The organism is Flavobacterium sp. ZT3R18 (assembly GCF_007097385.1).
Classification (GTDB): Bacteria; Bacteroidota; Bacteroidia; order Flavobacteriales; family Flavobacteriaceae; genus Flavobacterium.
Map to the genome: position 1 here is coordinate 135628 of NZ_VJZS01000001.1, position 15459 is coordinate 151086.

The 15459-nt window shown below is 36.5% G+C and carries 16 protein-coding genes and 1 riboswitch; of the genes, 4 read left to right on the plus strand and 12 right to left on the minus strand.

What is annotated here, in order from left to right:
• The first annotated feature begins 129 nt into the window (after positions 1–129).
• The 3 genes from FNW52_RS00565 (at position 130) to aat (ending at position 2171) form a co-directional block, all read left to right on the plus strand.
• Positions 130–1017 (plus strand): flavin reductase family protein, encoded by an 888-nt coding sequence (locus tag FNW52_RS00565; protein ID WP_143375464.1) that lies wholly within the window; start codon positions 130–132, stop codon positions 1015–1017.
• 21 nt (positions 1018–1038) lie between these two features.
• Complete coding sequence (locus tag FNW52_RS00570) at positions 1039–1413, plus strand: DUF3127 domain-containing protein (RefSeq protein WP_143375465.1); 375 nt, start codon at positions 1039–1041, stop codon at positions 1411–1413.
• 122 nt (positions 1414–1535) lie between these two features.
• Complete coding sequence (aat, locus tag FNW52_RS00575) at positions 1536–2171, plus strand: leucyl/phenylalanyl-tRNA--protein transferase (RefSeq protein ID WP_143375466.1); 636 nt, start codon at positions 1536–1538, stop codon at positions 2169–2171.
• Between the two features lie 167 nt (positions 2172–2338).
• Here the strand turns inward: aat and FNW52_RS00580 are convergent, their stop codons facing one another.
• The 10 genes from FNW52_RS00580 to FNW52_RS00625 all read right to left on the minus strand — a co-directional run bounded on the left by FNW52_RS00580 (position 2339) and on the right by FNW52_RS00625 (position 11689).
• On the minus strand, positions 2339–3049 hold the full coding sequence (locus FNW52_RS00580) for a HesA/MoeB/ThiF family protein (RefSeq protein ID WP_143375467.1): 711 nt from the start codon (positions 3047–3049) through the stop codon (positions 2339–2341).
• A gap of 58 nt (positions 3050–3107) precedes the next feature.
• Positions 3108–4229, minus strand: a complete 1122-nt coding sequence (thiH, locus tag FNW52_RS00585; protein ID WP_143375468.1) for a 2-iminoacetate synthase ThiH — start codon at positions 4227–4229, stop codon at positions 3108–3110.
• A 135-nt stretch (positions 4230–4364) separates the two neighbouring features.
• Positions 4365–5141 (minus strand): thiazole synthase, encoded by a 777-nt coding sequence (locus FNW52_RS00590; RefSeq protein WP_370511556.1) that lies wholly within the window; start codon positions 5139–5141, stop codon positions 4365–4367.
• The gene (locus FNW52_RS00595) at positions 5122–5760 is read right to left on the minus strand and encodes a thiamine phosphate synthase (RefSeq protein ID WP_143375470.1); all 639 of its coding nucleotides are present in this window, start codon (positions 5758–5760) and stop codon (positions 5122–5124) included. Before FNW52_RS00595 ends, FNW52_RS00590 begins: the two co-directional genes overlap by 20 nt.
• Complete coding sequence (locus tag FNW52_RS00600; protein ID WP_143375471.1) at positions 5753–6517, minus strand: hydroxymethylpyrimidine/phosphomethylpyrimidine kinase; 765 nt, start codon at positions 6515–6517, stop codon at positions 5753–5755. Before FNW52_RS00600 ends, FNW52_RS00595 begins: the two co-directional genes overlap by 8 nt.
• Positions 6490–7101 carry a thiamine phosphate synthase gene (locus FNW52_RS00605; RefSeq protein ID WP_143375472.1) on the minus strand — a complete coding sequence of 204 codons (612 nt, stop codon included), beginning with the start codon at positions 7099–7101 and terminating at the stop codon, positions 6490–6492. Before FNW52_RS00605 ends, FNW52_RS00600 begins: the two co-directional genes overlap by 28 nt.
• 116 nt (positions 7102–7217) lie before the next feature.
• Positions 7218–9041 carry a phosphomethylpyrimidine synthase ThiC gene (gene thiC / locus FNW52_RS00610; protein WP_143375473.1) on the minus strand — a complete coding sequence of 608 codons (1824 nt, stop codon included), beginning with the start codon at positions 9039–9041 and terminating at the stop codon, positions 7218–7220.
• Between the two features lie 224 nt (positions 9042–9265).
• Positions 9266–9472, minus strand: coding sequence for a sulfur carrier protein ThiS (gene thiS, locus FNW52_RS00615; protein ID WP_143375474.1), 207 nt, complete (start codon positions 9470–9472; stop codon positions 9266–9268).
• 64 nt (positions 9473–9536) lie between these two features.
• A riboswitch (TPP riboswitch) is annotated at positions 9537–9632 on the minus strand.
• A 112-nt stretch (positions 9633–9744) separates the two neighbouring features.
• A complete protein-coding gene (locus tag FNW52_RS00620; protein ID WP_143375475.1) occupies positions 9745–10314 on the minus strand; it encodes a DNA-3-methyladenine glycosylase I in 570 nt (189 codons plus the stop codon).
• 316 nt (positions 10315–10630) lie between these two features.
• Positions 10631–11689, minus strand: a complete 1059-nt coding sequence (locus FNW52_RS00625; RefSeq protein WP_143375476.1) for an exopolyphosphatase — start codon at positions 11687–11689, stop codon at positions 10631–10633.
• Between the two features lie 221 nt (positions 11690–11910).
• Between FNW52_RS00625 and FNW52_RS00630 the strand changes: the two genes are divergently transcribed.
• Positions 11911–13149 carry an MFS transporter gene (locus FNW52_RS00630; RefSeq protein WP_143375477.1) on the plus strand — a complete coding sequence of 413 codons (1239 nt, stop codon included), beginning with the start codon at positions 11911–11913 and terminating at the stop codon, positions 13147–13149.
• Positions 13150–13390: 241 nt separating this feature from the next.
• Here the strand turns inward: FNW52_RS00630 and FNW52_RS00635 are convergent, their stop codons facing one another.
• Entirely contained in the window at positions 13391–14101 is a 711-nt protein-coding gene (locus FNW52_RS00635) for a response regulator transcription factor (protein WP_143375478.1), read from the minus strand.
• A complete protein-coding gene (locus tag FNW52_RS00640; protein ID WP_143375479.1) occupies positions 14101–15450 on the minus strand; it encodes a sensor histidine kinase KdpD in 1350 nt (449 codons plus the stop codon). Before FNW52_RS00640 ends, FNW52_RS00635 begins: the two co-directional genes overlap by 1 nt.
• Positions 15451–15459: the final 9 nt, after the last annotated feature.

Here is a 15459-nt window from a genome sequence, read left to right on the forward strand (position 1 = left end):
CGGGTTTTAGAAACCCGTCAGGTGTAATAAAAAAAGATCAGGCTAGGGTATTTGTTTTCCATAATATAATCTTTCAAATAGACTAGAATCTTAGTCCAATTTTACTATTTTTGTCCAAATAAAAATTTTATGATTACTATTGATCCAAAAAGCATAGACACTGTAAAATTACAAGGGTATTTGCAAAGTTCAGTCGGGCCTCGACCTATTGCTTTTGCTAGTACTATGGGAGCGAACGGAGTTCCTAATTTATCTCCATTTAGCTTTTTTAATGTATTTAGCGCCAATCCGCCCATACTTATTTTTTCGCCTGCCAGAAGAGTACGTGACAATACGATTAAACACACTTTAATCAATGCCGAAGCCACTGGAGAAGTCGTAATTAATGTAGTAAATTATGATATAGTACAGCAAACCTCTTTGGCAAGTACAGAATATGCCGATGGAGTAGATGAGTTTTTGAAATCGGGGCTAACGCCAGTACCGTCTGATGTGGTAAAACCTTTTAGAGTTAAGGAATCTCCAGTGCAATTTGAATGCAAAGTGACTCAAATCATTCCGTTAGGGACTGAAGGAGGAGCTGGAAATTTAATCCTTTGTGAAGTGGTTCGTATGCACATAAGTGAGGCGATTCTGAATGAAAACGGTGCCATCGATCAACATAAAATTGACTTGGTTTCTAGATTGGGAGCTAATTGGTATTCTAGATCAAATCAAGGTTTGTTTGAAGTGCCAAAGCCGCTGACAACATTAGGAATTGGAGTAGACGCCATACCTAGTTTTGTCAAAAACAGTCCTGTTTTTGACGGAAACGATTTAGGAATGCTAGGGAATATAGAAGCCTTGCCTACTACCGAAGAAGTTAGTATCTTTGTAAACCAAAATTTTGCTGTAAAGGCAGTTTTGAGTTCGGATGATCAGGAAAAAGTGCACTTAGAAGCCAAAAGGTATCTTCTAGATAATGATGTGCTTTCGTCTTGGAAAGTGCTTTTAGCCAAAAAAATAAATTCAAAGTAACAATAATAAAACAAAAAGAAGATGGAAGTATTAGGAAAAATTAAAGTTGTTAATCCAGAGCAACAAGTAAGTGCAGCATTCAAAAAAAGAGAATTGGTTGTTACGACTGATGAGCAGTATCCACAGCACATTATGATTGAATTTACTCAGGATAAATGTGACTTGTTAAGCAGTTATAACATAGGAGAGGCTGTAAAAGTTTCTATCAATTTGAGAGGAAGAGAATGGATCAATCCACAAGGAGAGACCAAATATTTTAATAGTATTCAAGGATGGAGAATTGAAAGAATGGCTGCAGATGCACCAGCTCAACAAGCACCTCCAATGCCAGCTGCAGCAGCTTTTGCACCAGCAACAAATTTAAATGAAGAAGAAGCAGACGATTTGCCATTCTAAAAAATAAAGAAGTCAGAAGTTAGAAGTCAGAAGTTTGAGTTTACTTGAATTTCTGACTTTTTTGTTTTTGAAATTGCCATTGCCATTGAAATTGAAATTGAAAATGATTTTTGAAATTGAAAATGTATTACTTATCTAAAGCTTTATTCTTTCCACCAGTTTCTCACGCCGATAGTGATGGAATTCTTGCCTTTGGTGGCGATTTGTCTCCAGAGCGTTTGCAACTTGCTTATAAAAGCGGAATTTTCCCTTGGTTTAACGAAGGGGAACCCATTATTTGGTGGTCGCCCAATCCTAGAATGGTGTTGTTTCTAGATGAATTGATTGTTTCCAAGAGTATGCGAAACATTCTGAATCGGAATCATTTTACAGTTACTTTCAATCAGAATTTTAGAGACGTCATCTCTCATTGCCAACAGGTAAAACGTGATGGACAAACCGGAACTTGGATCACCAATGAAATGATCGAGGCTTATTGTAAGCTCAACGAATTGGGCATGGCAAAATCGATAGAAGTTTGGCAAAACGATCAATTGGTTGGCGGACTTTATGGAATAGATTTGGGTCATATTTTCTGTGGAGAAAGCATGTTTTCGTTGGTTTCCAATGCTTCTAAAGTTGCTTTTATTGCTTTGGCGAACCAACTCAAAAAAGACAATTACCGACTTTTGGATTGTCAAGTATATAATGAACATCTCGAAAGTTTGGGATGTAGGGAGATTGAGAGAGTTGCTTTTATGGGGATACTTAGTGAATAGTTTTCAGTCTCAGTCGCAGTTTTCAGTCTTGGCAAAATATTTATAGTAAATGAGTTACAGGTTTTAGATCATTGGAACTAGATTAAATCAATTAATAAAAGCAGTCACTTTGCGTTACTTTGCATAACCGCAAACTGAAAACTGTGACTGTGACTGAAAACTGAAAACTAAAACTTCAGCTTTGTAAAACTCCAATTCAAAGTAGAAAACAATACCAATTCATTTTCTAATGTGGGTAAATCCATTATTAGTTTTAAGGTTTCATGCGCCATCATAGTGCCGATGATTCCGGGTAATGTTCCCAAAACTCCATTCAAGTTGCAATTTGGAACATCTTTTGGGTTGGGCGGTTCCGGAAATAAATCCCGAAGGTTTTTTGTTCCATTGTGATTGAAAACAGCCAGTTGTCCTTCAAATTTTAAAATGCTTCCGTAAACCAATGTTTTTCCTAGAGTAACACAAGTGTCGTTTACCAAATAACGGGTTTCAAAATTATCGGATCCATCCACAATAAAATCAAAATCTTGCATGATGCGGATAGCGTTTTCGGAGGTTAATTTTTCTTCGAATGCTATAACGGTAATCAAAGGATTCAAAGTCTCCAATGCTTTTTTTGCAGTCGTTGCTTTGCTTTGCCCCACTTGGTTTTGGGTATATAAAATTTGACGGTGTAAGTTATGAAGTTCAATTTTGTCAAAATCAACTACGCCAATGGTTCCCACACCAGCCGTAGCAATATACTGCAATATTGGACAGCCCAATCCGCCCGCCCCAATGACTAATACTTTTGCTTTTTTTAATTTTTCTTGTCCCGCATCTCCTATCTCGGGGAGCATCATTTGGCGGTTGTATCTTAAATAGTCTTGAACTATACTCATATTGATTTTAGATTGCAGATTTTAGATTTTTGAATTAAGATTGAAAAAAAGTAGCTTTTCAACCCACTGAGGTTATTAAGTAAGGATTGTCTTTCCAAACAGCTTCGTACCCTTTATCGCTAATTATTTTGGCCATTTCTTGAGCCGAGCGTTCGTCACTAATCTCAAATTGTTCCAAGGATTGCGGATCGACAACGTAACCACCAGGATTGGTTTTGGAACCCGCACTCATACTAGTCACTCCAATTGGAATGATGTTGTTCCTGAAATTTTCGTTTTCTCGGGTAGATATAGAAATCTCCAAATCTTCATTCCACAAGCGATACGCGCAAATCAGTTGGGTTAAATCTTTATCGTCCATGATAAAGTTAGGCTCAATAATTCCCTCGGCTGGGCGCAATCTCGGAAAAGAAACGGAATATTTGGTCTGCCAATACGTTTTTTGTAGATAGTCTAGATGCAGGGCATTAAAAAAACTATCCGTCCGCCAATCTTCCAAACCTAGTAATACACCTAGTCCAATCTTATGAATTCCCGCTTTTCCAATTCTGTCGGGTGTTTCCAATCGAAAATCAAAATTGGATTTTTTGCCTTTGGTATGATACTTTTTATACACTTCCTGATGGTAGGTTTCTTGATATACCAAAACCGAATAAACGCCAGCTTCGTGTAATTGCTGGTATTCTTCGGTGGATAGTGGTTGCACTTCTACTGAAATGGTTGAGAAATCATTTTTTATTTGTTCAATCGCATTTAGAAAATAATTGATATTTACGGTGTAATTTGCTTCTCCCGTAACTAATAACACACTGTCAAAACCCGTTTCTTTCAAAGCTTTGACTTCTAGTTTTATTTCAGCATCCGATAAAGTTTTGCGTTTGATTTTGTTGTCCAGGCTAAATCCGCAATAGGTACAAATATTTTGGCATTCATTACTCAAATACAACGGAGCATACATCTGAATGGTTTTTCCAAAACGTTTTTTGGTCAATTCATGACACTCTTGAGCCATTTGCTCCAAATAAGTTGTGGCAGCAGGAGAAATCAAAGCGATAAAATCATCAAGATTTCTTTTGCTTTTTGCTAATGCCTGTTCGACTTGTTTGGTGGTTGTTTGGTATACTTTGGATTGAATGGTTTCCCAATCATAATCTCCAAAAACCGATTTGAATGTTTTCATAATGTTTAGTTTTTTACCGCAAGGTGCGCAAAGATTTATATTTTAGATCTAAAGTTATGTTCGCAAAGCTTTGCGTCCCGATAACTATCGGGATTGCGTAAATCTTTGCGCTCTTTGCGGTTAATTTCACGATACTTACTCATACAAAAAAGCCGTCAATGGGCTAGAAGCAACCGCTTGTTTGTATTGCTGTCCCAGTTTGGCTTCAAATGCTTTTCGTCCGGCGATTACGGCTTCCTTAAAAGCCTCTGCCATTAATTTAGGATTTCCGGCTACAGCAATTGCAGTGTTGACAAGTACGGCATCGGCACCGAGTTCCATTGCTTTGGCCGCATCAGATGGAGCGCCAATACCTGCATCAATTATAACTGGAACTAGACTTTGTTCGATAATTATTTCCAGAAAATCTATCGTTTTTAATCCTTTGTTGCTGCCAATAGGGGATCCCAATGGCATTACCGCCGCCGTTCCTGCATTTTCCAGATGTTTGCACAAAACAGGATCGGCGTGGATATAGGGTAAAACAATGAACCCTAATTTTGCCAATGCTTCTGTTGCTTTTAAGGTTTCTATGGCATCGGGCATTAAGTATTTCGGGTCTGGGTGAATTTCGAGTTTTAACCAGTTGGTTTCTAAAGCTTCTCTGGCCAATTGAGCGGCAAAAATCGCTTCCTTGGCATTTCGTGCTCCCGAAGTGTTGGGTAATAGGTTAATTCTAGGATGTCTTAAGTGATTTAAAATGGCATCGGTGTCGGTTTCTAAATCAATTCTTTTTAGCGCTACAGTTACCAATTCGCTTTCGGAAGCCAGAATTGCTTCTTCCATTTCTGTGTTGGATCCAAATTTGCCAGTTCCTAAAAAAAGTCTGGATTCTAGCGTTTTGTCTCCTATTTTAAACAATGACATTGGCATATAATTTTTCGTTAAGTTCTGTGATAATTTTGTTTTTATGCTCGCTTTGGGTAATGATTCCAGAAACCGCAATACCATGAATCCCTGTTGTCATAAGCGCATCCACATTTTCTAATGTAATACCCCCAATGGCATAAATGGGGGTTTCTTTTTGGGTAGTATTGAGCTGGTCTATAATTGAACGATAGCCATCAAGTCCTAAAAGTGGACTTAAATTATCTTTGGTTTTTGTGAATTGAAAAGGCCCTAAACCAATATAATCACAGCCATTATTGATGTGATTTGTTACGTCTTCCAAGGTGTTTGCGGTTGCTCCGATGATTTTGGTTTTTCCCAAAATAGCTCTTGCTTCTAGAATACTCATGTCCGTAAGACCAAGATGTACACCATCGGCAGCCATTTGTTCGGCTAAATGCACATCGTCGTTGATGATGAAGTTGGCTAGGTATTCTTCACACAAAAAATGGACGGCTTCCGCCAAAGCAAATGACTTTTTTGCTTTTTGATTCTTGAATCGCAGCTGAATCCAATCACATCCGCTATCCAAAGCTTGCTGAATGTTGTACAATTGCTCTTTAATCGTGTCTCCTTGGGAGATGTACTGTAGTTTATTATACATAATGAAATCCTAGTTTAGTTGGGTTAGATAATAGATAGTTCTCTGTGTATATTTTTGCATTTTCGCAAGCCGTTTTTAGATTTTGTCCCAATGCAAGATTGGCGGTAATAGCAGCGGAGAGGACGCAACCTGAGCCGTGTTTTTCTGATAATAACGTTTCTTTAGGCATAAGCCGAAACACTTCTTTTTGGGTAAACAAATAATCAACACCAATTTCGGTTGGATTATGCCCGCCTTTTAGTAAAACAGAAACCGCCCCCCTCCCGATAGCTATCGGGGCCCTCCAAAAGAGAGGGGAGTCGAAGTTTGGAAATAACTTTTGCATTTCATTATAATTTGGAGTGATCAAATCGATTTGATTTAAAATGTCGATTAAAATTTGTTGGTTCGAAAGGGTTAAAAAATCAAATTCGGTTGAAGATTTCAAAATTGGATCCCAAATAATCTGGATAGTTGGCGAATGTTTTTTTAGAAAAATAATAATTTCATTCAAATAACTCAATGAGGGCACAATGCCAATTTTGACCACTTTAACGGGATAGTTATTTAAAAGTGTTATTATGGATTCTATGACAAAGTCAATAGGAGTCCATTGTATGCTATGGAATTCATTTTCGGTTTGTATGGTATTTGCCGTGTTGATGGCAAATCCATACACCTTATGTTGCTCAAAAGTTTTGATGTCTGCCAAAACTCCTGCGCCACCCGAAGGATCAAATCCCGCTATGCTTAAAACGATTGGACGATTCTCTGACATAATTTAAAATTTTCGATGGGATTGTTACGATTCCAAATGATTCCTAAAACAGCCACTCTGTCAAAGCCATTTTCCAGTGTTTGGTTTATTGTATTTGAGTCCATTCCGCCCAAAGCAACGAGTTGAGTTCTGAAATTTTCTCTTTTTTTTATTTCTTCAAATAAATCTGTTTTCGAAGCGTAATTTTCTTTGGAAATACTGGGGAAAACAGGGCTAAAAAAAGCATAGTCGAAATGATCATCTAATGTGTTGAAGTCTTCAATGGTATGAATCGATGTTGATAATAGAAATCCTTTGCTCTTGTATGTATCAAATGTTACTCTGTTTTGTAGCATTAGTGCGGCTTTTCTTTCGCTTTCGCTAAAGTGAAAGCGCTTTATGCCTAATTCTTCGGCTAAATGATGATGACTGTGTAAAATCAAACGTTCTCTATAGTGATGATTAATTCCTAATAGAAAATGTTTCATTTCACAATCTCCAAAGCTTGGTTTCCGAACATGAAAAAGCAACATTCCTTCCTCAAAAAGAGAATGGATGGTGTTGATTTCATTAGTTACGGAAATTGGATTTGAAATTACAATCATGGTTTAGGTTAGAAGTTGAGGGTTAGAAGTCGGGAGAGGGAAGTTAGAAGCTGGAAGTTAGAAGTGAAAAACACCACTCCCGGTTCCTAACTTCCCACCTCCAGCTTCCCACTTTATTAAACGTATATCTCTTTTCCTTGTTCGATGAATTTCTCTGATTGCTCTTGCATTCCTTTCTCGGCCTCGGCGACATCACGAATTTCTTGTGATATTTTCATAGAACAAAATTTAGGACCACACATAGAACAGAAATGAGCCACTTTTGCACCCTCTGCAGGTAAGGTTTCGTCGTGGAATTCCCTTGCGGTATCAGGATCTAGTGATAAATTGAACTGGTCTTCCCAACGGAATTCAAAACGCGCTTTGCTCAATGCATTGTCGCGGTATTGTGATCCAGGATGCCCTTTGGCCAAGTCGGCAGCGTGTGCGGCAATTTTATAGGTGATCACTCCGTCTTTTACGTCTTTCTTGTTGGGTAAACCAAGATGTTCTTTAGGCGTTACGTAACACAACATCGCGCAACCATACCAACCAATCATCGCCGCTCCAATAGCTGAGGTGATATGGTCATAACCTGGTGCAATATCTGTTGTTAATGGACCTAGTGTGTAAAAGGGAGCTTCGTCACAATGTTCTAATTGTTTCTCCATGTTTTCCTTGATCATGTGCATAGGAACGTGACCAGGACCCTCAATAAATACTTGAACATCGTGTTTCCAAGCAATTTTGGCCAATTCCCCAAGAGTTTCCAATTCGGCAAATTGTGCGGCATCATTGGCATCGGCAATAGAGCCAGGACGCAAACCGTCTCCCAAAGAGAAAGCGACATCGTATTGTTTCATGATTTCGCAAATGTCTTCAAAATGGGTATAAAGAAAGTTTTCTTTGTGGTGAAACAAACACCATTTAGCCATGATAGAACCACCACGGGAAACAATACCCGTTACACGTTCGGCAGTCAGATGGATGTAACGCAATAATACTCCAGCATGAATGGTAAAATAGGAAACTCCTTGCTCTGCTTGCTCAATTAGGGTGTCACGGAACACTTCCCAAGTTAGATCTTCGGCGATTCCGTTTACTTTTTCTAGGGCTTGGTAAATAGGCACAGTTCCAATAGGTACTGGCGAATTGCGGATAATCCATTCTCTGGTTTCGTGTATGTTTTTTCCGGTTGATAAATCCATAATGGTGTCAGCTCCCCAACGGCAAGCCCAAACGGCTTTTTCTACTTCTTCTTCTATGCTTGAAGTCACGGCACTGTTTCCGATATTGGCATTTATTTTCACCAAGAAATTACGACCTACAATCATCGGTTCACTTTCGGGGTGGTTGATGTTGTTTGGAATAATGGCACGACCTCTAGCTACTTCGCTTCGCACGAATTCAGGAGTGATTTTGCTTTTTGGAGTATTGGCACCAAAACTATTTCCTGCGTGTTGACATTGCATGGCTTTGGTTTGCTCATTCAATTGTTCGATGCGTTGGTTTTCACGAATGGCAATGTATTCCATTTCGGGAGTGATGATGCCTTGTTTTGCGTAATACAATTGGGATACATTGGCTCCTTTTTTGGCACGCATGGGTTTGTGTAAATATTCAAAACGTAAATGATCTAATTTTTCGTCAATTAGACGCTCTTTTCCGTAATTGGATGATATTTCGGTTAATACATCGACGTCATTACGGTCTAGAATCCATTGTTCACGGATTCTTGGCAATCCTTTTCGGATGTCAATTTCGATGTTGGGATCTGTAAATGGGCCCGAAGTGTCGTAAACGGTAACAGCTGGATTTTTTTCGATTCGTCCGTTAGACATTTTGGTGTTGGCTAAGGAGATTTCTCTCATAGCTACTTTTATCGGATGAATTTCTCCATCGATATATACTTTTTTCGAATTAGGAAACGGGGTTCTTGATATTTTTTCTTCGTTGTTCATAGTTATAAGGTTGTGTATTGTTTAAGTGTTTTTTTTTGTTGTGAAAAGGTATTTCTTAGGTTAAAAATATATAGTTCTTGGTCTACGGGTTTGCGTGAGGGATAAAAGCTAGCTACCGAAGTAGCGCGGATAGCCCGACAGCATTAAGGAAAAGGGCCGAATATGCGGTGCTATAAGTTGGCCCTTTTTCTTAATGGTGGCACGCCCAAATAGGCATTGTTGTCTCATCCGCCTTGTGTGGCAGAAATGATGAGGATGTCGTCTGTTGGGTTTAGGATATGAGTATTCCAGTTGATTCTTGGAATAACAGTGGCGTTGATGGCTACGGCAATTCCGTTTTGTTTTTCGGGAATTTCTAAGTCAAGAAGTGCTTGTACAGTGAGACTGTCAAGGGGAAATTGTTTGATTTGATTGTTGATTTTCAGTTCCATTCCTTTTGAATTTAGTATAGGTTATACTTTAGGAATGGCTACAGGAGTACACGCAATGGTACACGGAAGACATCTTACTTTTCCCTACGCTAGTATGAACTAGATCAGGTTCAGAGGGTAAAATCTCAGCCTACGATTGTAGACACCCCTAAAGTTGGAAGCAAATGTAATTAAAAAAGTTTAATAGTTTGAAAGTTTAATAGTTTAAAAATTTAGACGGTTAAGGTTTTTTGTTGGATTTTTGTAGACTGAAAACTGCGACTGAAAACTTATTACTGATTACTTCTTTTCCAGCAATCGGCTACGTGGTCATCGACCATGCCTGTGGCTTGCATGTGGGCGTAAACAACTGTTGAACCCACGAATTTGAATCCTCGTTTTTTCAAATCCTTACTGATGGCATCGGATAGGGGAGTTGTGGCTTGCACTTCGCTTAGGTTTTTTCGATTGTTTACAATGGGTTTTTCGTCTGTAAAACCCCAGATGTACTTGGAAAAACTGCCAAATTCCTCTTGTATTTTCATAAAAGCAATGGCATTAGAAACTGCCGAACGTACTTTTAATTGGTTGCGAATGATACCCGTATCTTGTAGTAGATCCTGAATTTTGTCTTCGGAGTAAGTGGCTATTTTTTTATAGTCGAATGCGTCAAAGGCTGCTCTGAAATTTTCTCTTTTGTTGAGTATTGTGATCCAGCTTAATCCAGCTTGAAAAGTTTCTAAGAGTAAAAATTCAAATAGTTTGATGTCCTCATACACGGGAACACCCCATTCTTCGTCGTGGTATCTTTGATATAATTCGCTAGAATTGCACCAGCCACATCTTGTAAGTTCTTTTTCCATTATTTTCCAATGTCCCAGTGGAAGCCTTTTACAGAAGGTATGTTGGCTGCTCCGTTGTTAAGTATCAAATCTGTATATAATTTTTTATTGTATTTGATGCTGATAGCACCACCAGATACATACGTTTTATTTTGTTTGAAGGCAAAAATTAAAGTGTCGTTTTTGAATTCTTCATGGTTAATGTATAGTAATACCAGAATAGTTGTCCAAATTTAAACTATTTTCCGAACCTTTTAAAAAGGATTGTTGAATAATACAAATAAAAAAATCCCAAACGATTAGGAATGGGATTTAATTAATATAAGTAGAAATTGGTCTAGTTTATTTGTTTTACACCTTTAGCATTATCAAATACATAACTCACTAACCAGGCAATTTGACCTTGTTTAGCAAAAAATATCTTTTTGTTTTGAACGTTAGGAATAACTTCAAGAGAAGTTTCCAAAAGATTAAAAGCTGCTATTAAAGATTTTTGTTGGTAGGTTTTTAATACTTTCTGCATTTCGACATTGCTTTCGGCTGCTGTTACAAATCTTTGATAATTATTTTCTGCAATGGTTCTGATCGCTAGGATGTCGTCATATTGTACTTGCGTAAAATTTTGCTCTGCTTTAATTCCCGTAGTTAGGGTGTAAAAAGCCCAAGCTGCACCACCGGAGATGTAAACATTACTTTTTTCTTGTGACTCAGGTCTGCTAGTGTACATTTTTTTGAAACTCTCCCTCATTGTAGGTAAATAGTCAAATAAATTTTCGCTGAATTCGAATATCGTTTTTTGTTTACATTTTTTGTTGATAAGCTCAGTTAAAGTAACCGTTCCAAGATCACAAGAAATCGGAAAAAATACGGAAGAACCATTGATTTCTTTGGCATAACCACCTTTAGTGTTTCCACCTCCAATGTCTATAATTACAGAATTTAAATAGTTTTTTGGGGGGATACATCCTCTTAAAAGTAATTTAGCTTCTAATGATGAAGAGATAATTTCTATTTTTTTATTGGTTACCTCTTTTATTTTTAAGACTAAATCGTTAGTGTTGTTTGCTAAACCTACACCCGAAGAGGCCACAATAAAAATATTTTTGTCTTCAATTCGGTAGTCGGTAAGCATCCTTTTGTAGTTGTTTGCAACTACTGTACCAGCCTTATCGATGTCTTCTTGTAATAGAGCACCGTCTATTCCGATACCCGCAGCGATTCCAACGTTTTCAGTCCAAAATTCCTTAACATCGTAGGTGTTTCTTTTAAGGTTTTCTACATCAAGAACGGTCATTTTTATACCTTTACTTCCTATTTCTATTCCGCCATAGAGCTGCGCCTGTGAAGAGTAGGAAAGGATAAGGCAAATTATCGAAAAGTAAAATTTCTCTTTCATATTTATTAGTGTTTGGGGTTTTTGCTTATTGCAAATCTATATTAAAAATCGATATATTCCTTTTTTTATCGGTTTTTTATATAAGTTTTTTTTCTGAGCGCTTATGTTATGAAATTGTTATGCGTTTGTTTCGTTTTTTAACAACCTGATTGTTGGTTGATTTAAAAAAAAATCTATTTTTGCCAATATAGAAAAATTTTTTGCCCCAAAAAAAATTAATTATGATAAAAAAATACCTCAACAATTTTAAAGATTTTCCAAAAGAGATTTGGATACTTACTTTAATTACATTCATCAACAGAGCTGGGACCATGGTTATTCCCTTTCTGTCAAAGTACATGAAAGAAAATTTAGAATTTTCATACAGTCAAATTGGCTGGGTAATGGTTTTCTTCGGAATTGGTTCCATAATAGGAACGTGGCTTAGTGGTAAATTGTCTGATAAAATTGGCTTTTATAAGGTCATGGTGTTCAGTTTATTTACTAGTGGAATTGTGTTTATACTATTGCAATATGCAACCACTTTTGAGGAACTTTGCATGGGCATACTTGTGTTGACAACAATTGCTGATATGTTTAGACCAGCTATGTTAGTATGTCTAAAGACATTTACCACAAAAGAAAATAGAGCTCGTGCTTTTGCATTAACACGTGCAGCTGTTAATTTAGGATTCCTTTTTGGACCGGTATTAGGTGGTTTAATTATCATGCAATTGGGATATGGATATATCTTTTATGTTGATGGTATAACCTGTATATTGGCCATAATTGTTTTTATGTTTTTTGTTAAAGAAAAAACGTTGCCATTGAAATTGAAAAAGCATCATGAAGGTTTTAAAAAGATTTCAATAAGAAAGGATCATCCGTTTATGTTGCATTTATTGATTTGTATGATAACTGGAATTTTGTTCTTTCAGATTTTTACCACATTACCATTGTATCATAAAGAGCGATTTAATATGTCAGAATTTGATAGTGGGTTACTTTTGAGTTTGAATGGACTCCTTATTTTGCTTTTTGAGCTTCCGATTGTGAATTATGTAATCAAAAATAAAATAGACAATCACAGAGTTATTTTTATAGGATTATTGTTGATGTCTTCTAGTTTTCTGCTTTTGTTATTGCCTTGGGAAGCTGCTTTGATTCCTATGATGTTGCTTATGACATTCGGTGTAATGTTGACTTTTCCATTTGCTAATTCATTTGCAATGGGCAGGTCCTACGAATCACATGAAGGAAAATATATGGCGGCTTTTACAATGAGTTATAGCTTTGCACATATCTTAAGTGCCAAAAGCGGGATGGAAATCATTCAAAGGTCAGGTTATGACGCTAACTGGATGTTTATGGCTGGTCTTGGGATGGTTGGTTCTTTGTTGGTGTTTAAGCTGTTTGCTATGGTTGAGAAAGAAGAATTGAAGACGGATAGAAAAGTAGATGCCATCTTTCTTGATGAATAAAACGGTTTAATCTTAATTCGGTTTTGTTTGTAAAAAGAGCTAGTCCTGAAAAAGGATATAATTAGAATAAATTTTTAGACAGCAGTAAGCGAAAGTTTACTGCTGTTTTTTTTATTTTAGAAGTCGCTAGTTTAATTAGGTTTTGAAGTGATGGTTTTAATTAGGAGTTAGTATGTATTTGAATTATTTAGCCGTTGTTTTTTTTTGAGAACAAGACATGTTAATAAATGCTTATGCTGAATTAACAGAGTTTGAATTCAAATCCTAGCCCTCGTATAGATTCTATTTTGATATTGGAATCTTCTGAGAAATATTTTCGCAATCGGCTCACAAATACATCCATGCTTCGTCCTGAGAAAAAATCATTATTCCCCCAGATGGTATTTAGGATAGCTTCCCTTTTTATCAATCCGTTTTTGTTTTGTAGCAAATAGAGTAGTAGTTGAGACTCTTTTTCGGTTAGCCTTTGCGTCTTTTTAAGGTGTATTAATTGTTGATTTTGATAATCAAATTGGTATTTGCCTATTGGGATTATTTCTGTAGATTTTAGATTAGACGATTGACTTCTTTTTAATATGTTTTGCAATCGCAATACGAGTTCATCAGCTTCGCAGGGTTTTAAAATATAATCATCGGCACCCAGTTTTAATCCTTTTATTTTGTCTTCTTTAAGACTTTTTGCGGTTAGAAACAAAAAAGGCATTTCTGGATTTATAGTAATAATTTTCTCTGCAAGCATAAAGCCGTCCATTTGAGGCATCATTACATCGAGTATGCAAATGTCTATGCTGTTATTGTTATTATTGCCATTGAAATTGCTATTGCTATTGAAAATAGCCAACGCTTCGGCACCATTTTTCGCCCAAGTTACTTGAAACCCTGAAATTTCGAGGTACTGTTTTAGGATAGTTGCGAAATCAAAATCATCTTCGGCTAAAAGAATATATGTCATTAGATTGGAATTGAAATGATAAAAGTGGCTCCCTTGTTTTCCTGACTTTCAATATGTACTTTGCCTTGATGGCTTTCTATTATTTCTCGGGTATAAAACAAACCCAATCCTAATCCCTTGGTGTTGTGAATATCTCCATTTTGAATTCGGTAGAATTTTTCAAAAATAGCGTTTTGTTCTTTCTTTTGAATGCCAATTCCGTTGTCTTTAATGCTTAAAATGAAAGTGTTTACAACGATTTTTGTTGTAATAGTAATTTGAGTACCTCCGTATTTTACAGCATTTTCAAGAAGATTGACCAATATGGTGTTAAAATGGAATTTACTCATTTTTAAATCGATAGTTGCTGTATTCAATTCGCTCATGATTTTAATGGCAGGATTGGCGATTTGAAAATCCGTGATGCAATTCCCGATACTTTTTTGGTTTATATTCTGTTCCAATTTTAAATCGGCGACATTCAAAAGTAGCGAATCAAAATTGACTTGATTGACAATGTTTTGTAAACGATTATTCTGTCGTTCAATGATGGCAACTGTACTTTTTACCATTTCTTCGTCTAAATTATTTTTATTTAAAGTTTTGGTGGCAATACTTAAAGTCGCTAAAGGTGTTTTGAATTCGTGGGTAATGTTATTGATGAAATCGCGTTGCATTTCGGCGATTTTCTTTTGTTTGATGCCATTTTTTATTGAAAAATAAAACAGTAAAATCACGAACAACATCAGGAAAAAGGAAGCCAAAAGCAAGCCTATCATTTCAGAAAAAATGAGTTGGTTTAAATTATTGATGCTGTAGTAAGAAATTCTTGCAACTTCAAATGCATAATGATGCTCTTTGGCTAGTTTGCCGTCTTTTTTTGTTTTTATACTGCCACTGCTAGACCATGTTCCTGTGTTTAAAATATGTTTGTACTTTAGTTTTTCTTGGGTATGAAAAAGTTCTGTGTTTTGATTGAATATAGTATCATTTCTGTTCTTGTTTTTTACAATAATAGATTTAATATTCTTTGAAAAACCGATCTGATAATTGGTTTTTTTAAATTTACTGCTGATGTAGTTAATTGCTGTTTTGGCATAGAAAGTCTCTGCTTTTTGTAAACTGGCGACTAATTCACTTTTGTTTATTTTGCCATTCGAAAAATCAACTACGATTTCCTTTAAATCGCTATCTATCGAGTCATTTTCTGCATTGTTTTCCCGATCGTCTAATTTTCCTAATACCTTTTTAACTTGAGCAGTTAATTCATTCTCCTTCAATTGGTAGGTGTTGTAAATAAAATAGGCTTGAATTGCCAACAAAGCAAGAACGGTAAATATGCAGCCAGTAATTAAAATCTTATTTTTCATAACACAAAA